The sequence below is a fragment of the Ralstonia pickettii genome (assembly GCF_000607165.1).
Classification (GTDB): Bacteria; Pseudomonadota; Gammaproteobacteria; order Burkholderiales; family Burkholderiaceae; genus Ralstonia; species Ralstonia holmesii.
In genome coordinates, this window is record NZ_JFZG01000009.1 from 47,079 (window position 1) to 71,260 (window position 24,182).

The following is a 24,182-nucleotide window of genomic DNA, read 5'->3' on the forward strand; positions in this document are numbered from 1 at the left end:
TCTGACCAGGCGATCATGCGAGCACGCGACCCGGGTTCAGCAAGCCTTGCGGGTCAAGTGCCTGCTTGATGGTCCGCATCAATTGCAGGGCCACCGGCGCCTTGTAGTGCGAAAGATGATCGCGCTTGAGCGAGCCGATGCCATGTTCGGCTGAGATCGAACCGCCAAATCGGTGGACGGACTGGTACACCGCATCGCCAATCGCAGCCTCATGCGCGGCAACGAACGCTGCAGCATCCGCGCCCGCCGGCGGCTGCACGTTGTAGTGCAGGTTTCCATCGCCCAGGTGCCCGAAATTGATGAGCCGCAGCCCGGGCGCCAGGGCCTGCAGTTGCGCATCGGTCTGCGCCACAAACTCGGGAATGCGCGAGATCGGCACCGAGACATCGTGTTTGATGTTGGGCCCTTCGGCCGCCTGGGCCAGGGTGATGCTCTCGCGGATGTGCCACAGGTCGTGCGCCTGCCGGATGTTCTCGGCGATGATCGCGTCGGTCACGATGCCGTCTTCCATCGCGGTTTCCAGCAGGTGTTCAAACTGCGCCCGGGCGTGCGCCTCTGACTCACTGTCGGAGGCTTCCAGCAAGACGCACCACATCGTGTCGCGCCACATCGGCACGCGCAGATGTGGATAGTGCGAGTCGACCAGCCGGAGCCCTTCCTGGCTCATCACTTCAAAGCCTGTGAGCGCGGCAGACAGATGCCGGTGCGACAAGGCCAGCAACGCCGTGGCTGCTTGCAGCGAAGGCACGGCGGCCCACGCTGTCAACTGCGCGGCCGGTTGCGGATAGAGGCGCAGCGTGGCCGCCGTGATGATGCCCAGCGAGCCCTCGCTGCCGATGAACAGATTGCGCAGGTCATAGCCGGTGTTGTCCTTGCGCAGGCCTTGCAGGCTCTCCCAGATTTGCCCGTCAGCCAGAACAACTTCCAGCCCCAGGCACAGCTCGCGCGCATTGCCATAGCGCAGCACCTGTGTGCCGCCCGCGTTGGTCGCCAGGTTGCCGCCGATCGTGCAACTGCCTTCCGCGCCCAGGCTCAACGGGAACAGCATGCCCGCCTCGCTTGCCACGTCCTGCAGTGACTGGAGTACGCAACCGGCATCCACCGTCATCGTCATGTTGGCCGCGTCGATGGCGCGCACGGTCTGCATGCGGCGCAGGCTCACAACGATCTGCCCGCCGCTGGCATCTGGCACCGAGCCTTCCACCAGGCCCGTATTGCCGCCCTGCGGCACGATGGACGCTCCAGCTTGCGCACACGCGCGCACGACCGCGGCCACTTCCGCCGTACAGCCCGGCCGCACCACGCACAGCGCCTTGCCGCGCACGCGCTGGCGCCAATCGGATTCGTATTCGGCGCAGTCGTCGCCGGTCAGAACATGGGCGGGGCCCACGATGTCGCGCAAGGCCGGAATCAGGTTGTCGGGTGTCATGGCAATGGCGATGAAGGTTGTCTGTTTGAGGGCGCTATCAACGCATGGACAGCGTTACCGCCGCAGCCAGCCGCCGCACGGCCTGCTCGATCTGCGGCACCTCGGGCGCGGCAAACGACAAGCGCATGGTGTTGAGTTGTGCGTTGTCCGGGTAGAACGCCGTGCCCGGCACGTAGAGCACCTGCTGCGACACGGCGGCATCAAAGAGCGCTTGCGGGTCGATCGACTGCGCGAACGTCGCCCAGACAAACATGCCGCCTGCCGGCGCGGCGCATTGCACATGGCCATCCAGCTGCGTGGCGATGCCTTGCACCAGGGCCAACATGCGCCGTTGATACTCGATGCGGGCGCGCTGCACCGTGGCCGGGTAGCGGTCGCTTGCCAGATAGCGGGCCGCCACCATTTGCGTCAGCGGCGACGTGCACAGATCCACCGTCTGTTTGGCGATGGCGCAGCGGCGCAGCAGGCTGCTGTCGGCCAGCATCCAGCCGATCCGCAGCGCGGGAGCAACGGTCTTGGACAGGCTGGAGAGATACACCACCGGGTTCATGCCGTCTGCTGCCAGCCGATCGCCCAAGGCACGCAAGGTTGGAGGCATCGCAGCGGCGTTGCTCTCCGGCGCATCAAAGCGCAGCTCGCCGTAGGGATCGTCTTCCACCACCCAGAAGCCGTGGGTGCAGGCCAACTGGACGAGGGCTTCGCGCCGCTGTGCAGACAGCAGCGTGCCGCGCGGGTTGGAAAAATTCGGCACCGTGTAGAGCAGCTTGGGGCGCTGCGTGGCGGGCAACCGGTGCAGCAGGTCGGCCAGTGCATCGGTCTGCAGGCCGTGTTCGTCCATCGGCACGGGCACGATACGGGCTTGTGCCAGGCGCAAGGCTTGCAGCGTGGCAGGGTAGGCGGGCACTTCCACCAACACCGTATCGCCGGGTTCGATCAACGCCCGCACCAAAAGGTCGAACGCTTGCTGCGAGCCCGTGGTCACCATCATCTGCTCGGCGCTGGCCTGGATGCCCCGTGCACCCATCAGCGCTGCGAGGGCCGTGCGAAGGACGGGCAGCCCTTCAGTGGCGCCGTATTGCAGGGCTTGCGCATCGCCCGCCATGGCCTGGGCGGCGGCCTGCGCCAACCCTTCGGCATCGAACAGACTGGGCGACGGATACCCGCCCGCCAGCGAGATCATCCCCGGCTGGCTGAGGTACGGAAACAGTTCGCGGATGGGCGAGCCGGCGGGGTTTGCAAACGGGGCGGCAAAGCCCGGCATGGCGGCGGGTGTGTGCAGGCCGGTCATGCGGCATCCACGACGGCCGTGCCGCGCAGCACGGCGCGCACCTGATCGATCGAGCGCTGCTGCGCCGCCTCGTACAACGCGATTTCGTCATGCACGCGTGCACCCAGCGCAGCCTCAAACGCTTGCTGTGCGGCGTGGGCTTGGTACTGCTTTTGCTCCTCGCCACCCAGGTTGGATTGGAAGATGCCTGCCGCGCTCACCGGCAAGAAGTCTTCATACGTGATGGGATCGGCTTGTACCCAGCCCTTGGCCAGAAGTTCATCCAACGACGCATCGGCCGCCGCTGCGCTGTCGGCGTGTGCATGGCCCGTTGGCGTGAGGGTGTAGCGATAGAACGCCAGCCCTTGCGCACGCAACGCCTCATGGGTATCCGGAAAGGCGCGGAACGCCTGGGCTAGCCGATCTTCGTAGTTGGGTGCGGCACTGCCGGCATTGCCCATGCTGCGCACCTCGGCCAGCAGTTGGTCGTATAGCGCGCGGCCCTTGCGTGTGAGGGCCACACCGCGCTGCTCGATTTCGCCAAAGCGCGCCGTGTGGGCGCCGGCATCGTCGGTAAAGCGCACGGCTTCCTGCAGCGCCTTGAAGCTGGTCTGGCGCAGCAGGATGGGGCAGTTGCGGGGCGGCGGACCTTCCACCACATCTTTGGCGTCCATGCCGCGTGCGGGCATGGCGGCCTGTGCGGCGTCGATGTCGAGCGTGCGCGGCGTCAGGTGGTTGATGTGGGGGCCGCGGAAGCACACCACGTCGGCCACCAGGCGGTGGGCGGCTTGCAGCGCGCGATACGTCTCGGCATCGACCGTGGCGGTGCTGTGCCAGCGGAAGGTCTCCAGCGCCTCGCGCACAAAGGCGTCCGCATCCGCGTCGGCCAGACCGCCGTCAGCTTCGCGTTGGGCGATCAGTTCCAGCACGCGCGGCGTAAAGATCTGCCGTTGCGTCAGGATGGCAGTGGCCTTGTCGCGCAGGGCAGCGTCGGCAATCAGTTCAAGCCGCAGCAGCGACGTGAACACGCGAAACGGATTGGCCAGCAACGCGGCATCGGCCACCGGGCGAAACGCCGTCGAATGCACGGGCACGCCAGCCACCGAAAGATCGTAGTAACCCACCGGCTCCATCCCCATGACGGCAAACAGCCGGCGCAGCGTGGCCAGTTCGGCTGCCGTGCCGACGCGAATGGCGCCGTGGCGCTCGACGTCCAGCCGCTCCAGTTCGCCCGACTGCGCCATCTGCGCGCGCAGCGCGGGCTGGGCGTCCAGCGTGCGAGCGTTGATGTCGGATACCAGCTCGACCAGAGTGCCGTATTGGGGCACTTCTTCGCGGTACATGGCGGACATGGCGCGCGAAAAGCGGGAGCGGATTTCGTTCGCGTGGATGAAGTTCGACGCCGGAGGTTGATGCGCAGTGCTCATGACTGAATGGGGTTTGGCAGGGACGAGGCCATGCTAGGTTGGCCAAGGAACGCCGGTCAAACGATAATCCGGCCCTAGGTCATTCCAAACTAGAATGATTGAGCGACTTCTGCACCGCACAACTCCTGCGCCCCATGTTCCTGTCCCGCCGCTTTCTGCCGCCGATGTCCCTGCTATGCGCGTTCGAGGCCGCCGCGCGCCACCAGAGCTTCACGGCTGCCGCTGCCGAGCTGCACCTGACGCAGAGCGCCGTCAGCCGCCAGATCCGCGCGCTGGAAGATCGCCTGGGCGCTGAGCTATTCGTGCGTGAACGCCAGACCGTGCGGCTGAGCGCGGCGGGCCAGGCGTATGCGGAGGAAATCCGCGGTGCGTTGATGCGCATCTCCAGCGCCACGGTCGGGTTCCGCGCCAATCCGCAGGGCGGCAGCTTGAATCTGGCCATCCTGCCGACGTTCGGCACCCGCTGGCTGGCACCGCGCCTGCCGGCGTTTTTTGACGCGCACCCCGGCATCACCATCAATCTGACGACGCGGCTGTCGCAGTTCGACTTTCAACTGGAAGCGGTGGACGCGGCCATCCATTTCGGTACACCGCACTGGCCGGGGGCGGAACTGGCCTTGCTGATGAGCGAAACCGTCGTGCCTGCTTGCAGCCCGGCATTGCTGGCCCGCTACGACTTTGCGCAGCCGCGCGATCTGCTGCATGCGCCGCTGTTGCACCTGGCCTCGCGCCCCGATGCCTGGCCGCGTTGGCTGGCCAGCCACCACGTGACGGGTGCCGAACCCCAGGGCATGCTGTTCGACCAATTTGCCACGGCCGCGCAAGCTGCAGTTGCCGGCCTGGGCGTGGCGTTACTGCCGCGTTTTCTGATCACCCACGAGCTGCAGCAAGGCGACCTGGTGCGGGCGTTGCCGCATGTGCCCGAGATGGAAAGCGCCGAGCGTTACTACCTCGCCTGGCCCACGAGCCGCGCGGATTATCCGCCGCTGCAAGCGCTGCGGACATGGCTGGTGAAAGCGGCGCAAGACTTCATGCCCACGCAGTCCGCAGAGTGAGGCGCTGCGCTTTCGCAAAGCGCAAAAACACGCGAGGTGCTCGGCGCCGCGATTTCCTTAACGTGTGGCGGCCGTATAAACAGCCGTATCGGCGCTAATGCCGAGGTCACGGCGGAACGTTTCCGGATCGAACCCCTCCTGAACCTGCTGCGCCTCAATCGCGGATTTGGCGGTCTCCATGGCTTGCAGACTGGCCCATTCGACGATGGACACAACGTTGAACTCGGCGGTGCCAGCGGGGTGCGTCAGCACTGAGCTTTTCAAGCAGCCTGGTTGGGCTGCAAGCAGGTTTCTCGCTTGCTGGATGCGCTCCATGAAAGCCGGCATCGCGGCAGGCGGCACGGCAAAGCGGCTGATGCGGAAAACCGCCGTGTGTGAGTCGTCGGAAGCTTGTGCGGATGTCATGCGGAACCTCGTCATTAGAAATGGCCAGGAGATACCGCCGTACTCTAAAATCTCAAGCAAGGTTGAGGTCAAGAGGTTCGCGCATGAAAAAACATCCCTTGGAAGAAATGGGTATTTCGCTCACGTTGAGCGTGGGAGAGGTATCCCGTCGCAGCGGCGTGCCTGTATCGACACTGCATTTCTACGAAGCCAAGGGCCTCATCGAGAGTCACCGGACGAGCGGCAACCAGCGCCGATATTCGCGCGACGTTTTGCGCCGCGTAGCGTTTGTGCGTGTGGCGCAGCGTGTCGGAATTTCGTTGGCTGAGATAGCGGCCGGGCTGGACAAACTGCCGAAGGGCAGCATTCCGGACCGCGAAGCTTGGTCGCGATTGTCGACGACATGGCGCAGTGATCTCGACGAGCGCATCGCTCAACTCAAGAAGCTGCGCGACACATTGGACGATTGCATCGGCTGTGGCTGCTTGTCGATCGACCGGTGCCGCCTGCGCAATCCCCTGGACAAGTTAGCCCAGGAGGGGGCCGGGCCGCGACGACTGATGATCAAACCTCTGAAATCGTAACGGCGGCAACTTGCAGTGGTGTTCCGCAGGGTGGGTAACGCCGGGCTTTGCTCACGTGGCTGCCGGATGCACGTAATACGGCCGCAGGGGCCTGCCAAGTGGGAACGTTGCACTAACGTTGGTGGCGAGGGACTGCCAAATACGTCCTATCCGTGCGAAGAGCACGAGCGTGAGCGGGGGCGCAATCAGCGTTCAAAACGCCGTGGCAAGTCATTGATTTTATTACCAAGGAAAGCCCTGATCTGGTGGGAAAAAATCTTCCACCTGAGGGGCGCTCTGCATTTAGAATCAACGGCTTACAAAAAAAACTCCACCATGTCCATCCAACACGCACTGCTGACATCCCTGCTGGAAAAGCCCTCGTCGGGCTACGAGCTTGCTCGACGCTTTGACAAGTCGATGGGCTATTTTTGGAGCGCCACGCATCAGCAGATCTACCGCGAGCTTGGCCGCATGGCCGAGGCTGGCTGGGTGAGCGTGGAAGAAGAGGAGGACAGCCGCAAGAAGACGTACACCGTGTTGCCGCCCGGCCGGGACGAACTCGCACGCTGGGTGCTGGAGCCGACCGTGTCGTCGGACAACCGTGAGGAAGTGCTGGTGAAGCTGCGTGCCGAAGCGGTGATCGGCCCCCTCGGTTTTGCCGACGAGATGCAGCGTCTGATCGAGCAGCACCGCACGCGCCTGAACACCTTCCGCGAGATCGAGAAGCGCGATTTTTCGCGGGCTGATCTCACACGTGCGCAGCAGTTGCAGCACGCGGTGCTTCAGCGCGGCATCGTTTACGAAGAAGGCTGGCTCGCGTGGGCAGACGATGTGCTGCCGTTGCTGGAGCCAGCCCCTGTGACGGCCTGATGGCCTGAAGGCCTAACTGCTTACACCGTCGTCTTGTCACCCGCCGGAGCGCGCAGGGCTTCGATATTGTTCAGGCGACGGCGGGCTACCTCGAACTCTTCGGCAAAGCGCTTGACGAGTTCTGCCGCCGGCACCACGCGCTTGACTGCGCCCACGCCCTGGCCGGCGCCCCAGATGTCCTTCCATGCCTTGGCCTTTGCGCCGCCGCCCGAGCCGAAGTTCATCTTGCTTGGGTCCGATTCCGGCAGCGCGTCTGGGTCCAGGCCGGCGCCTTCGATGCTCTTGCGCAGGTAGTTGCCGTGCACGCCAGTGAACAGGTTCGTATAGACGATATCGCTGGCGGTGCTTTCCACGATCGCTTGCTTGTAGCCCTCGATCGCGTTGGCTTCTTCGGTGGCGATGAACGCGGATCCGACATAGGCCAGGTCCGCACCGGCTGCCAATGCCGCCAGGATCGCATTGCCGTTGGCGATGGCGCCCGACAGCAGTAGCGGGCCGTCAAACCATTCGCGTATCTCGTGGATCAGCGCAAAAGGTGAGGTCGTGCCCGCATGGCCGCCCGCGCCCGCCGCCACCGCGATCAGGCCATCCGCGCCTTTCTCGATCGCCTTCTTCGCAAATTTATTGTTGATGACATCGTGCAGGACGATGCCGCCGTAGCTGTGCACCGCCTGGTTCACATCTTCACGCGCGCCCAGCGAGGTGATGACGATGGGCACCTTGTACTTCACGCACAGCGCCAGGTCGTGCTCCAGACGGTCGTTCGACTTGTGCACGATCTGGTTAACGGCAAACGGTGCCGATGGTTTGTCGGGGTGCTGCGCGTCGTATTCGGCCAGCTCCGTCGTGATGCGCTGCAGCCAGGTTTCCAGCAGCTCGGCCGGCCGTGCGTTGAGCGCCGGGAACGAGCCGACCACGCCCGCCTTGCACTGCGCGATCACGAGGTCGGGGTTGGAAATGATGAACAGCGGCGAGCCCACCACGGGCACGGACAGGCGGTTTTGCAGGATCGGGGGCAGCGACATGGCAGTCTCCGTTGGTTTTGGTTGGAATTCGGAATTGGGGGATGGGTATTCAGGCGCCGGCCTTGAGCATGCCGATCTTGTCGCCCAGCTTTGCACCCATGGCAGCGCCGAGTGCCTGCAAGCCGGTGGCGGGGCGGACCATGACTTCGAACTCGACGATCTTGCCTTCAGCGTTGAAGCGCACCATGTCGATGCCCTTGAGCGCCTTGCCGCTCACGTTGGCGCTGAATTCCAGCACCACGCTGGCGCCGTCGTCGGTGGCGAAGCTGCGGTGGTATTCGAAGTCTTCAAAGACGGTGTTGACGGTGCGCAGCACCAGCGTGGTCGCCGTGCGGCCCGGGTAGGGCGTATGCGCCACGGGTGAGCGGAAGACCACGTCGTCGGCGAACAGCCGGTCGAGATCGTCCATGTTGCCGCTGTCGAGCATGGCATGCCAGGCCTCGAGCGTGGCTTGCGCGGGGGCGTTCAATGTCTGGGGAATCGGCTGCGGCATGCTGGCTCCTGAGCAGAAAGTGCAACGGATTGCATCAACGTGGGACGCAACATAGCACAGCCGCGTTTTTCTATGCAACAAGTTGCATAGTGGGGCTATTCGACTTCAGACAAGATCAGCCGGCAGCGTGGTCCGGGTGCTGGGCGCGTACCACGATGACGGTGCGGTGCGACAGGCGCGCCGTGCGCTCGGCCACGCTGCCCAGCAGAAGGCGCGCGAGCCCGTGCTTGCCGTGCGAGCCCACCACGATGGTGTCGGCCTGCCAGCGCTCGGCCTCGTGCTCGAGCGCGTGGCCGATGTCGTCGTCGGTGGAGTCGAGCATCAGCACGCCGGTTTCAGCAGCGGTGCCGTCGGCGTCGAACAGGCGCTGCAATTCGACCAGCGATGCGCTGGCCGTCCGGTGCGCCTCTTCGCGCAACTTGTCGACGCTGTAGATTTCGCGCGACTCCGGCATGGCCGGCGATCCGATCGCCCAGACGACCCGGACCCGGCCGTTGAATGCACGGGCAAGGGCGGCGGCTTCTTCCACCGCCAGGTGGGCTTCATGGGTGCCGTCGAAAGCGGCAAGAATGCGTTGATGCATGGGGCGCTCCGCAGAATCGGAATGGAATGCGTCACTGTAGCAGCGCAGGTGGGCGATGCTGCACCCCGGATGTGCCCGGGTTGCGTCGCATCAAACGGGCGCTGTCGTGCGCGCGGGGTGCGCCAGCAGCAAGTCCAGCAGCCCTTGCGCCGCCACCGACAGGCTGCGTCCGTCGCGCCGGATGACATACAGCGTGCGCACCAGCCCCGGCAGGGGCAGCGGCCGCACCACCAGCTCTGGCAGGCGGAACTGGAACAGCGCCAGCGCGGGAATGACGGTGATGCCCAGGTTGGCCGCCACCAGCGCAGCCGCCGTGGCCAGGTGTTCGACTTCCATGCCGCTGCGCAGCTTGGTCGGGTGCAACGCCGCATCGAGGTATTGCCGGATGCTCGTGTTGCGCGCGAGGTGGATGAACGGCGTATCGACGAGATCGCCCACGGCCAGCGCCTGCTTGCGCGCCAGCGGGTGATCCTGGTGACAGACGAGGTGGAAGTCGTCGGTGCAGAACGGTTGTGCGGCCAGACCCGCCATGTCGGCGCCCATGGCCGCGATGGCGAAGTCCGCCGCGCCGCGCCGGACCATGTCGATGCACGGGTCCGAGAGTTGATCGTGCAGCGCCAGTTGAATGCCCGGATGCTGGGCAGAGAACGCGGCCAGCACGCCCGGCAGAATGCCCGCCGCGATCGACGGCAAGGCGGCCACCGTCACGCGCCCCGTGCGTGCGGCGGCGCGATCGCGCAACTCCGAGAATGTCGCCTCGAAATCAGCCAGCAGGCGCAGCGCCGATTCGGCAAAGGCTTCGCCCTCCGGGGTCAGTTCAACATGGCGCGTGTTGCGGTCGAACAGGCGCACGCCGGCGTCGGCCTCCAGGTTCTGGATCAGCGCGCTGAAGGCCGATTGCGACAAGTGGCACGTCTGTGCCGCCTGCGTGAAGTTCTTGTGCTCGCGCAGCGCGGCAAAGGCGCGGAGCTGCTTGACGGAGAGGTTCATGGCGATGCCGGGCGTGGTGCGCCAGCTTAGCCTGGAATCTCCAGCGTGAGCAGCGCGCTTGCGAGCGACTTGCCATGCGCATCCAGCGCCAGGGATCGCGTCACGCCGCCGGCCAGGGCACCGTGGAGCACGAAGTTGAGCGCGCCAAGCTGCGACAGCACGTAGCGCTCGACATCGCCGCGAACAAGGTCAGCGAAATGCGCGCGCACGCGCTCGGCCGTGACGTGTTGTTCAAGCAAGGCAAATTCTTCCGTGCATTCCGGACGAAGCGCGATGACGGAGATGCACGAGATGTCGCCCTTGTCGCCGGCGCGGGTGTGGGCGAGGTCGCGGAGGGTGCGGGGCATGTCAGCTCTCCAGAATGTGCACGGCGTGCGGTGCGAGGTCAGCGGGAATCAACGTCGATGCGACGGCGATGATCTCGCGCGCGCTCTTGGTCGCGCCTCCGCCGCCGGACGGGCCGCACGTCAGCAGGGTTTCCACTTCGTTGCCGATGCGTACGGCTTCGGCCATCGACTCGGTGCGCGCGGCCACGCGCACGCGCACTTCATACGGTTCGGCATCGGTGCGGGAAAGGGCAGCGCCATGCAGTGCATCCACGCCGATCAGTTCAAAGCGCGTTTCCGTCATCTGCACGCCGGTGAGCGCCAATCGCTCGCGCACGATGTCGAGTGCCAGCTTGCCGCGGGCGACCGCGTTCGGGCCGGCATAGCTGATCTGGCCTTCGCCGATGTAGCTGTCGAGATAGCCGATCGACACCTTCAACTGGCCCGTGCGTGGTGTGCCGGTGGCGCCTTCAATGACGACGCGGTCTTTGCCGCCGCCGTGCATGCGCACGTTGGAGAAGTCCGCCACCACGTCAGGTGTCAGGTACCGCGCCGGGTCATGGATCTCGTACAGCAACTGCTCCTTGCATGTGGCTTCGGTGACGAGGCCGCCGGCCGTGGCGACCTTGGTGATGAGCACCGAGCCGTCTTCACCGACTTCGCCAATGGGGAAGCCCAGACGTGCGAGGTCGGGTACGTCCTTGATGCCGGGGTCGGCAAAGTAGCCGCCGGTGATTTGCCCCGCGCATTCGAGCAGATGCCCGGCGAGCGTGCCGCAGCCCAGGCGATGCCAGTCGTCCATGCGCCATCCAAACGCATGGATGAGCGGCCCGAGCGCGAGCGCCGGATCGGCCACGCGCCCGGTGATGACGATGTCCGCGCCTTGCGCCAGCGCATCGACAATGCCCTGCGCGCCGAGGTACGCATTGGCCGACACCATGCGTGCCTGCAGCGATGCGACCGGTGCGCCGCCATCCATCAGCGTGAAATCCTGGCCGCGGGCCTGCAGCAGATCGAACACATCGTCGCCGGTGACGGCCGCCACGCGCAGCTTGAGGCCCAGCTCGCGTGCGATGTCGCGCGTACGCTCGGCAGCCGCCTGCGGGTTGGCCGCGCCCATGTTGGTGACGATGCGGATGCCGCGGGCCGCGCAGGCGGGCAGCACGGCGCGCATGCGCGCTTCGAGCAGCGGGTCGTAGCCGTGCGATGGGTCTTTGCGGCGCACCTGCTGCGCGAGCGCGATGGTGCGCTCGGCCAGGCATTCGAACATCAGCACGTCGATGTCGCCGTGCTCTGCCAGTTCCAGCGCCGGTTCGATGCGGTCGCCCGAATAACCGGCGCCGCCGCCGATGCGGAATGTCTTCAACTCGGTCTTCATGCCATCACCATGGAAGCACGCCCAGCACCACGGCCACTGCGGTCATCAGCAGCGAGGCACCGAACAGGAAGGGGATCGAGAATTTCTGGTGGTCCGCCAGCTCGATACCGCACAGGCCGACCACGAGAAAGGTGGCGGGTGTGAGCGGGCTGACGGGGAAGCCGGTGGTCATCTGGCCGAGCACGGCGGCCTGCGCCACATGCACCGGCGCAACCCCCAGCATCTTCGATGCTTCGGCTACAACGGGCAGCACACCGAAGTAGAACGAATCCGGATCGAACAGCAGCGACAGCGGCATCGACAACACGCCCAGCACCACCGGAATGTGGTGCGCCATGCCGGGCGGAATGAAATCGACCGCCGTCTTCGCCATTGCCGTGAGCATGCCCGACTTGCTCATGATGCCGGTGAACACCCCCGCCGCCAGCAGGATGCTCGCCATCATCAGGGCGGCCTTGGCGTGGGCGTCCACCCGCTGGCGTTGCTCGTCGACGTTCGGGTAGTTGATCAGCAGTGCGGCGACCACGCCCAGCATGAACATCACCACCGGATCGACCTTGCCGCTCACCATCACGCCCATCACCACGACGGTGAGGATGAGGTTGATCCAGAAATTGCGTGGGCGGCGCAGCGCTTGTTCCGCGTCCGACAGCGGGCGCGCAACGACTTGCGCGCCGCCGGCGTGGTTGGCCAAGCCCAGGCGTTTTTCCTCATGCTTGCCCAGCAGCCATGCGCACGCGAACACGAAAACGAGCCCCGCAATCTGCACTGGAATCAACGGATTGAAGATGTCCGTGACGGGCATATGCAGCGATGCGGATGCGCGGATCATCGGCCCCGTCCACGGCAGGAAGTTCACGCCGCACGCCATCGACGTCACGCACGCAAGGATGCGGCGGTCCATGCCGAGCCGGTCGTACAGCGGCAGCATGGCGGGAATGGTGATCAGAAACGCCACCGCGCCCGAGCCATCCAGGTGAATGAGCAGCGCCAGCAGCGCCGAGCCCACCACGATGCGCGGCGGGCGGCTGCCCACGGTGCGCAGGATGCGGTCGATGATCGGGTCCAGCATGCCGGCGTCGGTGACGATGCCGAAATACAGGATGGCGAAGATGAACATCCCCGCCACGGGCGCGACGTCCTTGATGCCGCCGATGATGAACTTGCTGGTGTTGAGCCCGAAGCCGCCCACAAGCGCGGCGATGACGGGAATGGCGATGAGCGCGACCAGCGGCGACATGCGTTTGGTCAGGATGACGACAAACAGCGCAACGATGGTCAGCAGCCCGAGCAGTGCGAGCATGGTCTCCTCCGAGTGAGGGGTCGATGGACCCTAGGATTCGGAATCCCTGTTGGCGGGATTTAGGAGCGACTGTAGAAGTTGGTGATCTGCCTGTGAAACAGAATATTTGGATCGATTGTGCGGATTCGCCGATCAGTGCCGCCGACGCCGCGCACCAAATCCCGGCAGAATGTCTCGCATCCCCAATTCCACCCATCCCTGCCGGAGACACCGTGAGCGCTACCCCGACCGTCCTGATCCTCCCCGGCTGGCAGAACTCCGGACCCGAGCATTGGCAATCGCGCTGGGAACGCCTGCATGGTGATCGCCGTGTCGAACAGCGCGACTGGTTTGCCCCCAAGCGTGCGGATTGGGTGGCCGCGCTGGAAGCCGAAGTCAGCGCGGCGCCCGGCGACGTCATTTTGGTGGCGCACAGCCTGGGCTGCGTGCTGACGGCGCATTGGGCGGCCACGTCGGCTCGTGCTGTGCGGGTGCGCGGGGCCTTGCTGGTTGCTCCGCCGCAGCTCGATCGCGCCGACATGCCGCCGGAGCTGGCCGACTTCAGGCCCATTCCGCAACAGCGTTTGCCATTTCCCGCTGTGCTCGTCTTCAGCACCGACGACCCGTTCAGCGACGCAGCGTGGAGCCACAGCCAAGCCGAAACGTGGGGTGCGGAGCCCGTCAACCTGGGCGCGCGCGGCCATATCAATGCCGAATCGGGTCTCGGTGACTGGCCGGAAGCCCGCGCCATCGTCGCCAAGTGGATGAAGGATCTCATCTGAAATCAGCGGAATGGGGGGGCTTGACCCTGAAGCTTCTTCAGGGTTTTGAATGGAGGCATGAAACCCGATCTCGCCTCCACCCTGCCTGTCGACGACCACGCCACGCCGGAAGCCTCTGGCTGTGGCGGTTGCTGCGGTCATGCGCAACCGGTCGCAAGGGACGCCGCCCAACATGCGCATGATCATGGCCACGATCATCACGGTCACGGTCACGGTCACGGTCACGGTCACGACCACGACCACGACCACGACGATCATGATCATGATCACGCGCCCGAAGCCGCGGCCCCCGTCGATGTCGAGGCACGCGCAGCCGCCACTGGCCGCACCGTCGTGCGCATCGAGCAGATGGATTGCCCGACTGAAGAGCGCATGATCCGCGCCAAGCTCGGCAGCGCCGACGGCGTTGTCGCGCTGGATTTCAACTTGCTGGAGCGTCATCTCACCATCCACCACACCGTTGACGATGTGGCGCCCTTCCTGGAGGCGCTGCGTGCCATCGGCATGGATGGCGAGGTGCTTGAACAGCACGATCGCCTGGCCGCAGCACCTGCGGAACCGGCCCGCATCTCGCGCCGGACGTGGCTGCTCGGTATCGGCGGCGTGACCGCGTTCGGGGCGGAGGCCATCGCCTGGTCGCTTGGCGATCACGCCTGGCCTGTGCTGGCGCTGGCGCTTGCCTCCATCGCGTTGGCGGGTGGGCCGACGCTGCGCAAGGGCTGGATTGCCTTGCGCGCGCTCACGTTCAATATCAACTTCCTGATGGCGGTGGCCGTCATCGGCGCGCTGCTGATCGGCAAGTGGGCCGAAGCCGCCATGGTGATCTTTCTGTTTGCCGTGGCAGAAGCCATTGAAGCGCGCGCGCTGGTGCGTGCTCGCGACGCTGTGCGCGCTCTCACCGCCATCGCGCCAGACACCGCGGAGTTGGCCGATGGCGCGGGCGGCTGGCGCGAAGTGGCTGTCGACACCGTTGCCGTTGGCGCGCGCCTGCGTGTGCGCACCGGCAGCCGCGTGCCTGTCGACGCGCGCATCGTCAGCGGTCGCGCGGCGCTGGACGAATCGCCCGTCACGGGGGAAAGCCTGCCGGTGGAAAAAGCCGTTGGGGACACCATTCTCGCCGGCACCATCGTGACCGACGGCGTGGTCGAGGCGCAAGCCACGGCGGTGGCTGCGGACAGCACGCTCGCGCGTATCGCCGGGGCCATCCAGCAAGCGCAATCGCAGCGCGCGCCCACGCAGCGCTTTGTCGACAAGTTCTCTTCGATCTACACGCCCGCAATGATGTTGTTGGCGCTCGCGGTGGCCGTTATTGGCCCGCTGGTCACGGCCGACGGTTGGCTGGCGTGGACGTATCGCGCGCTGGTGCTGCTGGTGATCGCCTGCCCGTGCGCGCTGGTGATCTCCACCCCGGTCACGGTGGTCAGTGGCCTGGCCGCTGCTGCGCGCCGCGGCATCGTCGTGAAGGGCGGTGTGTATCTGGAAAGCGGCCGGCGCCTGCGCGCGCTGGCGCTGGACAAGACCGGCACGCTCACCGCCGGCCGCCCGGTGTTGGATACGGTGATGTTGCCCGACGGCACACGCCGCGCCGTCGCAGATCTGAACGCCGCACCCGACGCCACGCAGTTGCATGCGCTGGCAGTGGCCGCAGCGTTGGATGCCAACACCACGCACCCGATTGCCGTGGCCATCGTGCAGGCCGCTGCGGCGCACGGTGCGGTCGATGCGAATGCGGTGGAAGACCTGTCGGTGCTGCCGGGCCGTGGCGTGGCGGGCACGCTCAACGGTGTGCGCTGGCATCTTGGCAACGCGGCGCTTGTCGCAGAGCGTGGCTTCGACACGTCGGCCTGGCGTGCTGCTGCCGAGTCGTTGCAAGCGGTGGGCATGTCCGCTGTCACGCTGTGCGATGCGAACGGTGTCGTGGCGCTGTTCGGCGTGCGTGACCGCGAGCGCGCCGAAAGCGCCGAAGCCATCGCCGCATTGCGCGCACTGGACGTGACGCCCGTCATGCTCACCGGCGACGACCGCCGCGCCGCACGGGCCATCGCCAAGACGGTCGGCATCGACAACGTGCACGCAGAGCAGCTCCCCGTCGACAAGCAACGCGTGGTGGGCGAGCTGGCCGCACAACACGGCTTCGTCGGCATGGTCGGCGACGGCATCAACGATGCCCCGGCACTTGCGCGTGCCGATATCGGCTTCGCCATGGGCGCCGCCGGTACCGCCACCGCGCTGGAAGCGGCCGACGTGGCCATCATGGACGACGACCCGCGCAAGCTCGCCAGCTTCATCCGCATCAGCCGTCGCACGGTGGCCGTGCTGCGTCAGAACATTGTGCTGGCGCTGGGCATCAAGGCGGTGTTTCTGGCGCTGGCCGTGATGGGCGACGCGACGCTGTGGATGGCGATCTTCGCCGATGTGGGCGCAAGCCTGCTGGTGGTGTTCAACGGCCTGCGGGTGATGCGCACGCGCGCCTGATTTGCCGGCGCGCGCGGGGCAACGCGATCAGCGCAAGCCGGTGATGCGCGCGTCTTTCGGGTAGGTGATCAGGTAGTCGGCCGAAAAGCGCGCGCTTTCGCCGGCCGGGATCGTCTGCTCCCATGCGATCACGCCGCGGCGGCGTTCCCAGTTGCGCTTGGCGGGCTCCGGCGAGAAGGTGGAGCGCACCTTGATGTCGTCGGACTGGCTGACCGGCGTAGCTTCCAGGATCTGCACGTCGATCGCGTCACGGTGCCGGTTGCGCACCGTGTAGAGCGCCGCCAGCTGGCGCTCGTTGCGGTTGTCGAGCAGGCCCACGCTTCGCTGGAAGGTCTTCGGCGTTTCCACCACTACGTTCACGAGATCGTCACGGCCGAAGGGCAGCGTGACCTTCTGGTCCTCGCCAGCCGGATTCCACTGTGTGCTGCCAACTACCGCGCCATCGCGGCGCAACTGCATGTTGCCTGCGGGCCAGATGCCCTCTGGGCGGTCCACCGTCGCAACGAGGTACGCAGTGGTATCCATGCGCGGGGTGCTGCGTGCCGCCAGTTTGGCGGGCAGCGTTTCGCTGGCCAGCGTGAGGGTGATCTTCTGCGCGTCGGATGGCAGTTCGGCTGCGCCCGGCACATCGAACTCGGTGGCAAACGCGGTCTGGACGGCGTTCACTTCGAACAGCGGTTCGCCATCGGCCTCGCGTTGCTCATTGTTCCGGCTGAATCTGGCCTTAGGCGCTGGCGCCATCGCCGCTGCAGGTGCAGCGGGGTAGGGCATCGCCTGCGGCGGCGGTTGAATATCCAATTGCCACGCGTACGGTTCCGGCCCGCGCGGAGTGTTGCGCGGCTGGCCCGTTGACAGGCGCAGATGCACGCCGCGCCAGTCTTCGCCGGTGGATTGCGCAAGCGTGGCCTGCCGCTCGACAACGACATTCGAGCGCACAGAATCCACACTCGCCTGATACGCCGGACGCCAGCCTGCACGCGAGGTCTGATAGCTGACGCGCAACTCACCGCCGCGCGGTGCCGCCACCGCAATGCGCACCGTGCGCAGCGTGCTGGATGCCGAGCCGTGTGTGCGTTGCAGCGCGTCGAGCTGCGCCTTCAATTCGGCATCGCGCTTCTTCAGTTGTTCCTGGCGGGTAAAGATGTCTTGCGCGTTGCGTGCCAGTGCGTCGGTCGCGCGGCCGAGCGTGGAAAAATCCGTGGCCGGTGCGCGGCCATCGCCGCCCGTGCGTTCGCTCACGGCTTTCAGATAGCTGGCTGACAGTGCATTCGCCTGGATCTGCACGCCAAGCGCGGCGCGCTGGTCTTCAAGCGTGCGGATTTGTGTGTCCAGTGCAGTTCTGGCGCAGCCGCTGCCTTCGCTGGGAATGCTCTCCACGCGCACATCGCCCACGCGGATGCTGCTGTCGCTTTCCACACGCAGGCTGTCTGCGTCGAATGTCATCGGCAGGCAGGTCAGTTCTACGGTGCGGGCGCCTGCGGCCACCGTGGCCGTGCGCACGACGGTGGCGCTATCCGGATACAACGTGACATCTGTGATGCGCGAAGGCGTCGCTGCCTGCGCCGTGACAGCCGCGGCAGACGCAATCGCGCCAAGCGCCGCGCAGGCTGCGCGTTGTCGATGCTGGAATCGTGCCGCTGCAGCCGGTTTCGTCTTCATCCGCCTCACCCACGTGTCGTGAAATGCGGCGAGTATCGCACGTCAAAGCGCACGTCAAAGCGCACGTCAAAGTGATGTGCCCGGCATGGGAAAAGACAGCTCAGCGATGCACGCCGCGAATATGCCGGTGCGCGTGTTCGCCCTCGCCATGTTCGTGGCTGAGGCCGTGATGATTGGCGGCGACGGGCTCTTCGTGCAGCGATTGCAGCACGCCGCACTCAGCCACCGATGCGGCCGTCGTGCAGCGTTGCCCGATCGCCTCGATCTGGCCTTTGAGATCGGTCAGCTCGGCGATGCGCGCTTCAACGTGACGCAGGTGTTCGTCCAGCAGGTTGTTGATCTCTTCGCACGAGGCCTGCGGATTGGCCTGCAACTCGAGCAAGCGGCGGATTTCCGTGTGTGCCATGTCGAGCGACCGACACTTCGCAATGAAGGCCAGCAGCTCGACATGCTCGGGCGTGTAGACGCGGTAATTGTTGGCGGCGCGCGCCGGCGGGGGCAGCAGGCCCTGGGCTTCGTAGAAGCGGATGGTCTCGATGCTGATGCCCGTGCGCTGGGCGAGTTCGCCAATTTTCATACGCGTTGAAAAAAGAATCAGAAAACAGTCGGCTCGGCAGTGACCGCTTCAACGCCCGCGACTTTCAGGCAGGCGTCCAGGCAGGCGCGGCAGGCAGTTGCACAGGCGCTGCAATGGCCTTGGCCGTGATGATCGCATTCTTCCGCGCATTGAGAGCAGATCTCGGCGCAGTCTTCCAGCAGCAGCTCTGCGAATTCACTGTTGCGCTCAAGGAATTTGCGCGTGAGGGCGCAGTATTCCGCGCAATCCGTGCACAAGCTGATGCAGCGGGCCATGGCTTCGGCGTGGCCATTCTTGCTGCATTCCGTCGCGCAATGAGTGCAAGCGGCCTCGCATGCCTGCAGCGCCTGGATCACACTGGCAAAACGCTTGGCATTCTCTTTCGCGGTCGGACGAGTGGTCATGTCGGTTCTCCTGTGGCAGTGGATGTGCACGCTGGCGCGCTTGGGAAGGGATGAGCCCGGGCAGGGCCCGAGACCCATCTCTCCAATTTAGCAACTCGCGCTCCACAGCGTGAGCCCGACTTGTGCGTTACACCGCTTGCGCCTCGCTTTTGCCGCTGCGCAGCATGCCGTTACCGGCCCGTGCGATCAGGCGATTGACGCCGCCCACCACGGCGCGAATCGATGCCGTTGTCAGGTTGGCATCCACGCCCACGCCGAATACGCTGCCCGCCACGCCCGGCGCGGCCATTTCTGCAAATGCGATGGCATCGGCATTGGCACCCTGGCCCAGCGCGCGTTCCTCGTAATGGTGGATCGACACGGGGGCCGCCAGCACGTGCGACAGCGCATGCACCAGCGCGTCCAGCGGCCCGTTGCCGGTGCCTTCGCAGATGTGCTCGTGGTCGTCAATGTTGACCACCAGACGGATGTGCTGGCTGCCGTCATCGCGCTCGGTCAGGCGGTGCGATACGTAGCCGATCGCGCCGTCGCCGCGCAGATAGGTCTGCTGGAACAGCGCCCAGATGTCGGCGCCCGTGGCTTCGCGGCCGCTCTCATCGGTCAGCTGTTGCACGGTGCTGCTGAATTCCACCTGCAGTCGGCGCGGCATGGCAACGCCATAGCCGGATTCCAGCAGATACGCGATGCCGCCCTTACCCGACTGGCTGTTCACGCGAATGATCGAGTCATACGTGCGGCCCACGTCGGCCGGGTCGATGGGCAGGTAGGGCATTTCCCACAGTGCATCGGGCTTCTGCACCGCAAAACCCTTCTTGATTGCGTCCTGGTGCGAGCCCGAGAACGCCGTGAATACCAAGTCGCCCACGTACGGATGACGCGGATGCACCGGCAGTTGCGTGCACTCTTCGCAGGTACGTGCCACGTCATTGATGTGCGAGAAATCCAGCTCCGGATCCACGCCCTGCGAGTACAGGTTCAACGCAAGCGTGACGAGATCCACGTTGCCGGTGCGCTCGCCATTGCCGAACAGGCAACCTTCCACGCGGTCGGCACCGGCCATCACGGCCAGTTCAGCCGCTGCCACGGCCGTACCGCGGTCATTGTGCGGATGCACGGAGAGGATGATTGAATCGCGACGCGCCAGGTTGCGGTGCATCCATTCGATCTGGTCGGCGTAGATGTTTGGCGTAGCCATCTCCACCGTGGCCGGCAGGTTGAAGATGATCTTGTGCTCGGGCGTCGGCTCCCATACTTCGGTTACCGCGTTGCAAACCTCCAGCGCGAAATCCAGTTCGGTGCCGCTGAACACTTCCGGGCTGTATTGGTACGTCCACTGCGTCTCGGGCATCGTTTCCGCAATCTCGCGGATCAGCTTGGCGCTTTGCACGGCAATGCGCTTGACGCCCTCGCGGTCAGTGTTGAACACCGTGCGGCGAAACACCGGCGCGGTTGCGTTGTAGACGTGGATGATGGCGCGCTTGGCGCCGCGCAGCGATTCCATCGTGCGGCGGATGAGGTCTTCGCGCGCCTGCGTGAGCACTTCGATGGCAACGCCGTCGGGGATGTGTCCACCCTCGATCAGCTCGCGCACAAAATCAAAATCGGTTTGGGAGGCGGCGGGGAAAGCGGCTTCGATTTCCTTGAAGCCGATCTGCACGAGCATCTTGAACATGCGCATCTTGCGCTCGGCGTTCATTGGCTCAAACAGGGCCTGGTTGCCATCGCGCAAATCCGTGCTCATCCAGATTGGTGCACGGGTGATGGTCTTGTTGGGCCAGGTGCGATCGGCGAGGGCGATGGCGGGGAAGGGGCGGTATTTGGTGTTGGGGTTCTTCAACATGGTCTGTGCGTCCTAGGAGATCGAGATCGGTTTCGTACAACGGGGACGGTCGCGCGGGCAGCGTCCAGGGTGGCCGGAATCGGGTTTGGGATGTGGCGGCCAGACAGCCACGGGCGCGTGGTCTGGCAACCGATCGGTAGTCGTAGCGAAAGCGGGATCGAGGCAGGCATGAGAGGCTCCAACGATTCGGCGCACAGACTGCGCCACACACAAGGTCCGTCGCCGGTTACGGCACGGACCGGTCAAATACCGGAACGAGGGGGAAGAGAGATCTACGCGCTTACACGCGTAGTAGAGAAGCGGATAGCAGACCGCGCACGCACGAGAGGGTGCGGGCAGGAGCGGTTGGGAGGGTGGTCTGCTGGAAGTGCATGCGACGATACTGATGGGGAAGGCGGGGTGTTGTCAAGCTGGCTGGGCGGGTTCTGGACGGTTTTTTGGGGCAGATGAAACGCCGGGTCCAGTGCCGACGAAAACGTGTGCCACCCGCTAGGAACCATGTGACGTGGGCGCCAGCAGAACCCATCCGAACCTGCTTTAATACACCCCGTCCATGCCGCCAGCCCGCTATATCAAAGGGGCTATAACGGCAAGACTCCCTCACGCCCCACAAGGAGAAACCCCCAATGGTCACGTTGAACATCAACGGCAAACCAGTGGAAGTTGATGCTGATCCGTCGACGCCGCTGCTCTGGGCGCTGCGCGACAACCTCGGTCTGACTGGCACGAAGTTCGGTTGCGGTGTTGCCTCGTGCGGCGCCTGCACGGTGCACCTGAACGGCCAGCCCACGCGCAGTTGCGTGCTGCCGATCTCTGCGGTGGCTGGCCAGCAGATCACCACGTCTGAACACATCGCCGATGACAAGGTCGGCAAGGCCGTGCTCGATGCGTGGGTCAAGCACGATGTGGCGCAATGCGGCTACTGCCAGAGCGGCCAGATGATGAGCGCGGTGGGTTTGCTGCGCACCAAGAAGAAGCCGACCGACGCCGATATCGATAGCGCGATGGCCGGTAACCTGTGCCGCTGCGCGACGTACCAACGCATTCGCGCGGCCATTCACGATGCAGCGAAATCGCTGGCCTGAGCCCCACCGGAGAATTCACGATGCGTATTCGAAATCTTGAAGCGCTGGCCGGTGGCGGCGCGCAACATCAACCGGCGTCTGCGGATGCTGGTTCGGCAACGTTTGATCGCCGCAGCTTTCTGAAACTCACGACGCTGGCCGGCAGCGGCCTGGCGCTGGGTGTGGCTCCGATGCTGGCCGGCGCGCAGGACGCCAAGGCCAAGCCGCCTTCACCGCCGCAGGCGTTCATCATCATCGCGCCGGATAACACAGTCACCGTGGCGGTCAACCGGCTTGAGTTCGGTCAGGGCGTGCACACGGCATTGCCGATGGCGCTGGCCGAAGAGCTCGACGTGGACTGGCGCAACGTGCGCGGCATGCTGGCGCCTGCAGCCGACGCGTACAAGGACCCGGGCTTCGGTATTCAGATGACGGGCGGTTCGACCGCGCTGAACCACTCGTTCCAGCAATACCGCGAGTTGGGCGGCCGGGCACGTGCGATGTTGATCTCGGCGGCGGCGGAACGCTGGAAGGTTGATCCGTCGACATGCCGCACGGCCAATGGCGTGGTCACATCTGGCAGCCACCGCGCCACGTATGGCGAACTGGCCCAGGCGGCGATGGCGCTGCCCGTGCCCGCGCAGGTCACGCTGAAGAACCCGTCGCAGTTCCGCATTGTCGGCAAGCCGACGCCACGTCTGGATGCACGTGCGAAGCTCGACAGCTCGCTCAAATTTGGCCTCGACACGCGCCTGCCCAACATGAAGGTCGCCGTGTTGGCCCGCCCGCCGCGCTTTGGCGGCAAGGTGGCCAAGTACGACGTGGCTGCGGCCAAGTCGGTGAAGGGCGTGGTCGATGTGCTTCAGATCCCGACCGATCGGGGCGGCACGGGCGTGGCCGTCATTGCTGACGGGTACTGGCCCGCCAAGCAGGGCCGTGACGCGCTGCAAGTCACGTGGGAAGACGCAGGCTCGACGGTGTCCACGCCCGCGCTGATGGCGGAGTACAAGAAGCTCGCCGGCCAACCCGGCACGGTGGCCAAGGCTGCCGACATGAGCGCAATCCAATCTGCCGCCACGCGCATCCAGGCCGATTACGAATTCCCGTACCTCGCGCACGCGCCGATGGAGCCGCTGAACTGCACGATCGATCTGCAGAAAGACGGTGGCAAGACCACGGGCGCGAAGGTGTGGGTCGGCTCGCAGTTCCAGACCATCGACCAGGGCGCAATCGCCAAGGTGCTCGGCGTATCGCCCGAGAAGATCGAGCTGAACACGATGATGGCGGGCGGCGGTTTTGGTCGGCGCGCGATCACCACGTCGGACTACGTAGTGGAAGCGGCCAACGTGGCGAAGGCCTATGCGGCGGCCGGGCACAACGGCCCCGTCAAGGTGATCTGGAGCCGCGAAGACGACATCCGCGGTGGCTACTACCGCCCGATGCATCTGCACCGCGTCAACGTGGGCGTGGACAACAGCGGCAAGGTCGTCGGCTGGGACCACGTGATCGTCGGTCAGTCGATCCTCAAGGGCACGCCGTTCGAGGCCTTCATGGTCAAGAACGGTGTGGATGAAACCATGGTCGAGGGCGTGGTCGAAAACGACTACGGCTTCCCGATGCAATTGACGGTGCATCACCCGGACGTGAACGTGCCGGTGCTGTGGTGGCGTTCCGTGGGCCACACGCATACGGCCTACGTGATGGAAACGATGGTCGACGAGGTTGCGCACGCGGCCAAGCAAGACCCCGTGGCCTTCCGCCTTGCGCGCTTTACCGGCAAAGAACACGAACGCCATCGTGCGGCGCTGCAACTCGCCGTCGACAAGTCCGGCTACGGCAAGCGCAAGCTGCCCAAGGGCCAGGCCTGGGGCGTGGCGGTGCATGCGTCGTTCGAATCGGTGGTGGCGTATGTGGTTGAGGTGTCGGTCGACCAGGGCAAGCCGCGCGTGCATCGCGTCACGGCCGGCGTGCATGCCAACCGCGTGGTCAACCCGATGGGCGCGGAAGCGCAGATCCAGGGTGCGTGCGTGTTCGGTCTGGCGATGATTCAACCCGGCTTTGCCATCGACATCGAGAACGGCGCCACCAAGAACAGCAACTTCACCGATTTCCCGCCCGTGCGCATGCCGGACGCGCCGCCGGTGAACGTGTTCTTCGTGCCGTCGGAAGACAACCCGACCGGTCTGGGCGAGCCCGGCACGCCGCCGATTGCACCGGCGGTAGCCAACGCGTTGTTCACCCTGACCGGCAAGCGTCAGCGCAAGCTGCCGTTCGACACGGTCTAGTTGTCATCATCGCGTGATGTG

General features: G+C 65.3%; 22 protein-coding genes. 7 read left to right on the plus strand and 15 right to left on the minus strand.

What is annotated here, in order from left to right:
* Positions 1-13: 13 nt before the first annotated feature.
* Genes BG83_RS0115040 through BG83_RS0115050 form a run of 3 tightly spaced genes read right to left on the minus strand, consistent with a single transcriptional unit; the run spans position 14 to position 4,123 of the window.
* Positions 14-1,429, minus strand: a complete 1,416-nt coding sequence (locus tag BG83_RS0115040) for an FAD-binding oxidoreductase (protein ID WP_024977522.1) — start codon at positions 1,427-1,429, stop codon at positions 14-16.
* 37 nt (positions 1,430-1,466) lie between these two features.
* Positions 1,467-2,717 carry a PLP-dependent aminotransferase family protein gene (locus BG83_RS0115045; protein WP_037031948.1) on the minus strand — a complete coding sequence of 417 codons (1,251 nt, stop codon included), beginning with the start codon at positions 2,715-2,717 and terminating at the stop codon, positions 1,467-1,469.
* Positions 2,714-4,123 carry a VOC family protein gene (locus BG83_RS0115050; protein WP_024977524.1) on the minus strand — a complete coding sequence of 470 codons (1,410 nt, stop codon included), beginning with the start codon at positions 4,121-4,123 and terminating at the stop codon, positions 2,714-2,716. Before BG83_RS0115050 ends, BG83_RS0115045 begins: the two co-directional genes overlap by 4 nt.
* 134 nt (positions 4,124-4,257) lie before the next feature.
* Between BG83_RS0115050 and gcvA the strand changes: the two genes are divergently transcribed.
* The gene (gene gcvA, locus BG83_RS0115055; RefSeq protein ID WP_024977525.1) at positions 4,258-5,178 is read left to right on the plus strand and encodes a transcriptional regulator GcvA; all 921 of its coding nucleotides are present in this window, start codon (positions 4,258-4,260) and stop codon (positions 5,176-5,178) included.
* A 57-nt stretch (positions 5,179-5,235) separates the two neighbouring features.
* Here gcvA and BG83_RS0115060 read toward each other — a convergent pair whose 3' ends face one another.
* Complete coding sequence (locus BG83_RS0115060; protein WP_152543710.1) at positions 5,236-5,655, minus strand: antibiotic biosynthesis monooxygenase family protein; 420 nt, start codon at positions 5,653-5,655, stop codon at positions 5,236-5,238.
* 11 nt (positions 5,656-5,666) lie between these two features.
* Between BG83_RS0115060 and soxR the strand changes: the two genes are divergently transcribed.
* Complete coding sequence (gene soxR / locus BG83_RS0115065) at positions 5,667-6,146, plus strand: redox-sensitive transcriptional activator SoxR (RefSeq protein ID WP_024977527.1); 480 nt, start codon at positions 5,667-5,669, stop codon at positions 6,144-6,146.
* Positions 6,147-6,461: 315 nt separating this feature from the next.
* Entirely contained in the window at positions 6,462-6,998 is a 537-nt protein-coding gene (locus BG83_RS0115070) for a PadR family transcriptional regulator (RefSeq protein WP_024977528.1), read from the plus strand.
* Between the two features lie 20 nt (positions 6,999-7,018).
* On the opposite strand, the gene BG83_RS0115075 is transcribed toward BG83_RS0115070, so the two are convergent.
* The 7 genes from BG83_RS0115075 to BG83_RS0115105 all read right to left on the minus strand — a co-directional run bounded on the left by BG83_RS0115075 (position 7,019) and on the right by BG83_RS0115105 (position 13,096).
* Positions 7,019-8,023, minus strand: coding sequence for an NAD(P)H-dependent flavin oxidoreductase (locus BG83_RS0115075; RefSeq protein ID WP_024977529.1), 1,005 nt, complete (start codon positions 8,021-8,023; stop codon positions 7,019-7,021).
* 49 nt (positions 8,024-8,072) lie between these two features.
* On the minus strand, positions 8,073-8,516 hold the full coding sequence (locus BG83_RS0115080) for a nuclear transport factor 2 family protein (protein WP_024977530.1): 444 nt from the start codon (positions 8,514-8,516) through the stop codon (positions 8,073-8,075).
* 115 nt (positions 8,517-8,631) lie between these two features.
* A complete protein-coding gene (locus tag BG83_RS0115085) occupies positions 8,632-9,099 on the minus strand; it encodes a universal stress protein (protein WP_024977531.1) in 468 nt (155 codons plus the stop codon).
* Positions 9,100-9,189: 90 nt separating this feature from the next.
* A complete protein-coding gene (locus BG83_RS0115090) occupies positions 9,190-10,089 on the minus strand; it encodes a LysR family transcriptional regulator (RefSeq protein WP_024977532.1) in 900 nt (299 codons plus the stop codon).
* 26 nt (positions 10,090-10,115) lie between these two features.
* Positions 10,116-10,436 carry a hypothetical protein gene (locus tag BG83_RS0115095; protein WP_024977533.1) on the minus strand — a complete coding sequence of 107 codons (321 nt, stop codon included), beginning with the start codon at positions 10,434-10,436 and terminating at the stop codon, positions 10,116-10,118.
* A 1-nt stretch (position 10,437) separates the two neighbouring features.
* Positions 10,438-11,793, minus strand: coding sequence for an acyclic terpene utilization AtuA family protein (locus BG83_RS0115100; protein ID WP_024977534.1), 1,356 nt, complete (start codon positions 11,791-11,793; stop codon positions 10,438-10,440).
* A 4-nt stretch (positions 11,794-11,797) separates the two neighbouring features.
* Entirely contained in the window at positions 11,798-13,096 is a 1,299-nt protein-coding gene (locus BG83_RS0115105; RefSeq protein ID WP_024977535.1) for a CitMHS family transporter, read from the minus strand.
* Positions 13,097-13,308: 212 nt separating this feature from the next.
* On the opposite strand from BG83_RS0115105, the gene BG83_RS0115110 reads away from it, so the two are divergent.
* The gene (locus BG83_RS0115110; protein WP_024977536.1) at positions 13,309-13,857 is read left to right on the plus strand and encodes an RBBP9/YdeN family alpha/beta hydrolase; all 549 of its coding nucleotides are present in this window, start codon (positions 13,309-13,311) and stop codon (positions 13,855-13,857) included.
* Between the two features lie 57 nt (positions 13,858-13,914).
* Complete coding sequence (locus BG83_RS0115115; protein ID WP_024977537.1) at positions 13,915-16,332, plus strand: heavy metal translocating P-type ATPase; 2,418 nt, start codon at positions 13,915-13,917, stop codon at positions 16,330-16,332.
* Between the two features lie 27 nt (positions 16,333-16,359).
* Here the strand turns inward: BG83_RS0115115 and BG83_RS0115120 are convergent, their stop codons facing one another.
* The 4 genes from BG83_RS0115120 to leuA form a co-directional block, all read right to left on the minus strand.
* On the minus strand, positions 16,360-17,991 hold the full coding sequence (locus BG83_RS0115120) for a DUF4139 domain-containing protein (protein WP_024977538.1): 1,632 nt from the start codon (positions 17,989-17,991) through the stop codon (positions 16,360-16,362).
* A 100-nt stretch (positions 17,992-18,091) separates the two neighbouring features.
* Positions 18,092-18,568 (minus strand): Cd(II)/Pb(II)-responsive transcriptional regulator, encoded by a 477-nt coding sequence (cadR, locus tag BG83_RS0115125; protein ID WP_024977539.1) that lies wholly within the window; start codon positions 18,566-18,568, stop codon positions 18,092-18,094.
* Between the two features lie 17 nt (positions 18,569-18,585).
* Entirely contained in the window at positions 18,586-18,972 is a 387-nt protein-coding gene (locus BG83_RS0115130) for a four-helix bundle copper-binding protein (protein WP_024977540.1), read from the minus strand.
* A 127-nt stretch (positions 18,973-19,099) separates the two neighbouring features.
* Complete coding sequence (gene leuA, locus BG83_RS0115135; protein WP_024977541.1) at positions 19,100-20,812, minus strand: 2-isopropylmalate synthase; 1,713 nt, start codon at positions 20,810-20,812, stop codon at positions 19,100-19,102.
* Between the two features lie 626 nt (positions 20,813-21,438).
* On the opposite strand from leuA, the gene BG83_RS0115140 reads away from it, so the two are divergent.
* A complete protein-coding gene (locus BG83_RS0115140) occupies positions 21,439-21,897 on the plus strand; it encodes a (2Fe-2S)-binding protein (protein ID WP_004631388.1) in 459 nt (152 codons plus the stop codon).
* Between the two features lie 20 nt (positions 21,898-21,917).
* The gene (locus BG83_RS0115145) at positions 21,918-24,161 is read left to right on the plus strand and encodes a xanthine dehydrogenase family protein molybdopterin-binding subunit (RefSeq protein WP_024977542.1); all 2,244 of its coding nucleotides are present in this window, start codon (positions 21,918-21,920) and stop codon (positions 24,159-24,161) included.
* Positions 24,162-24,182 lie beyond the last annotated feature (21 nt).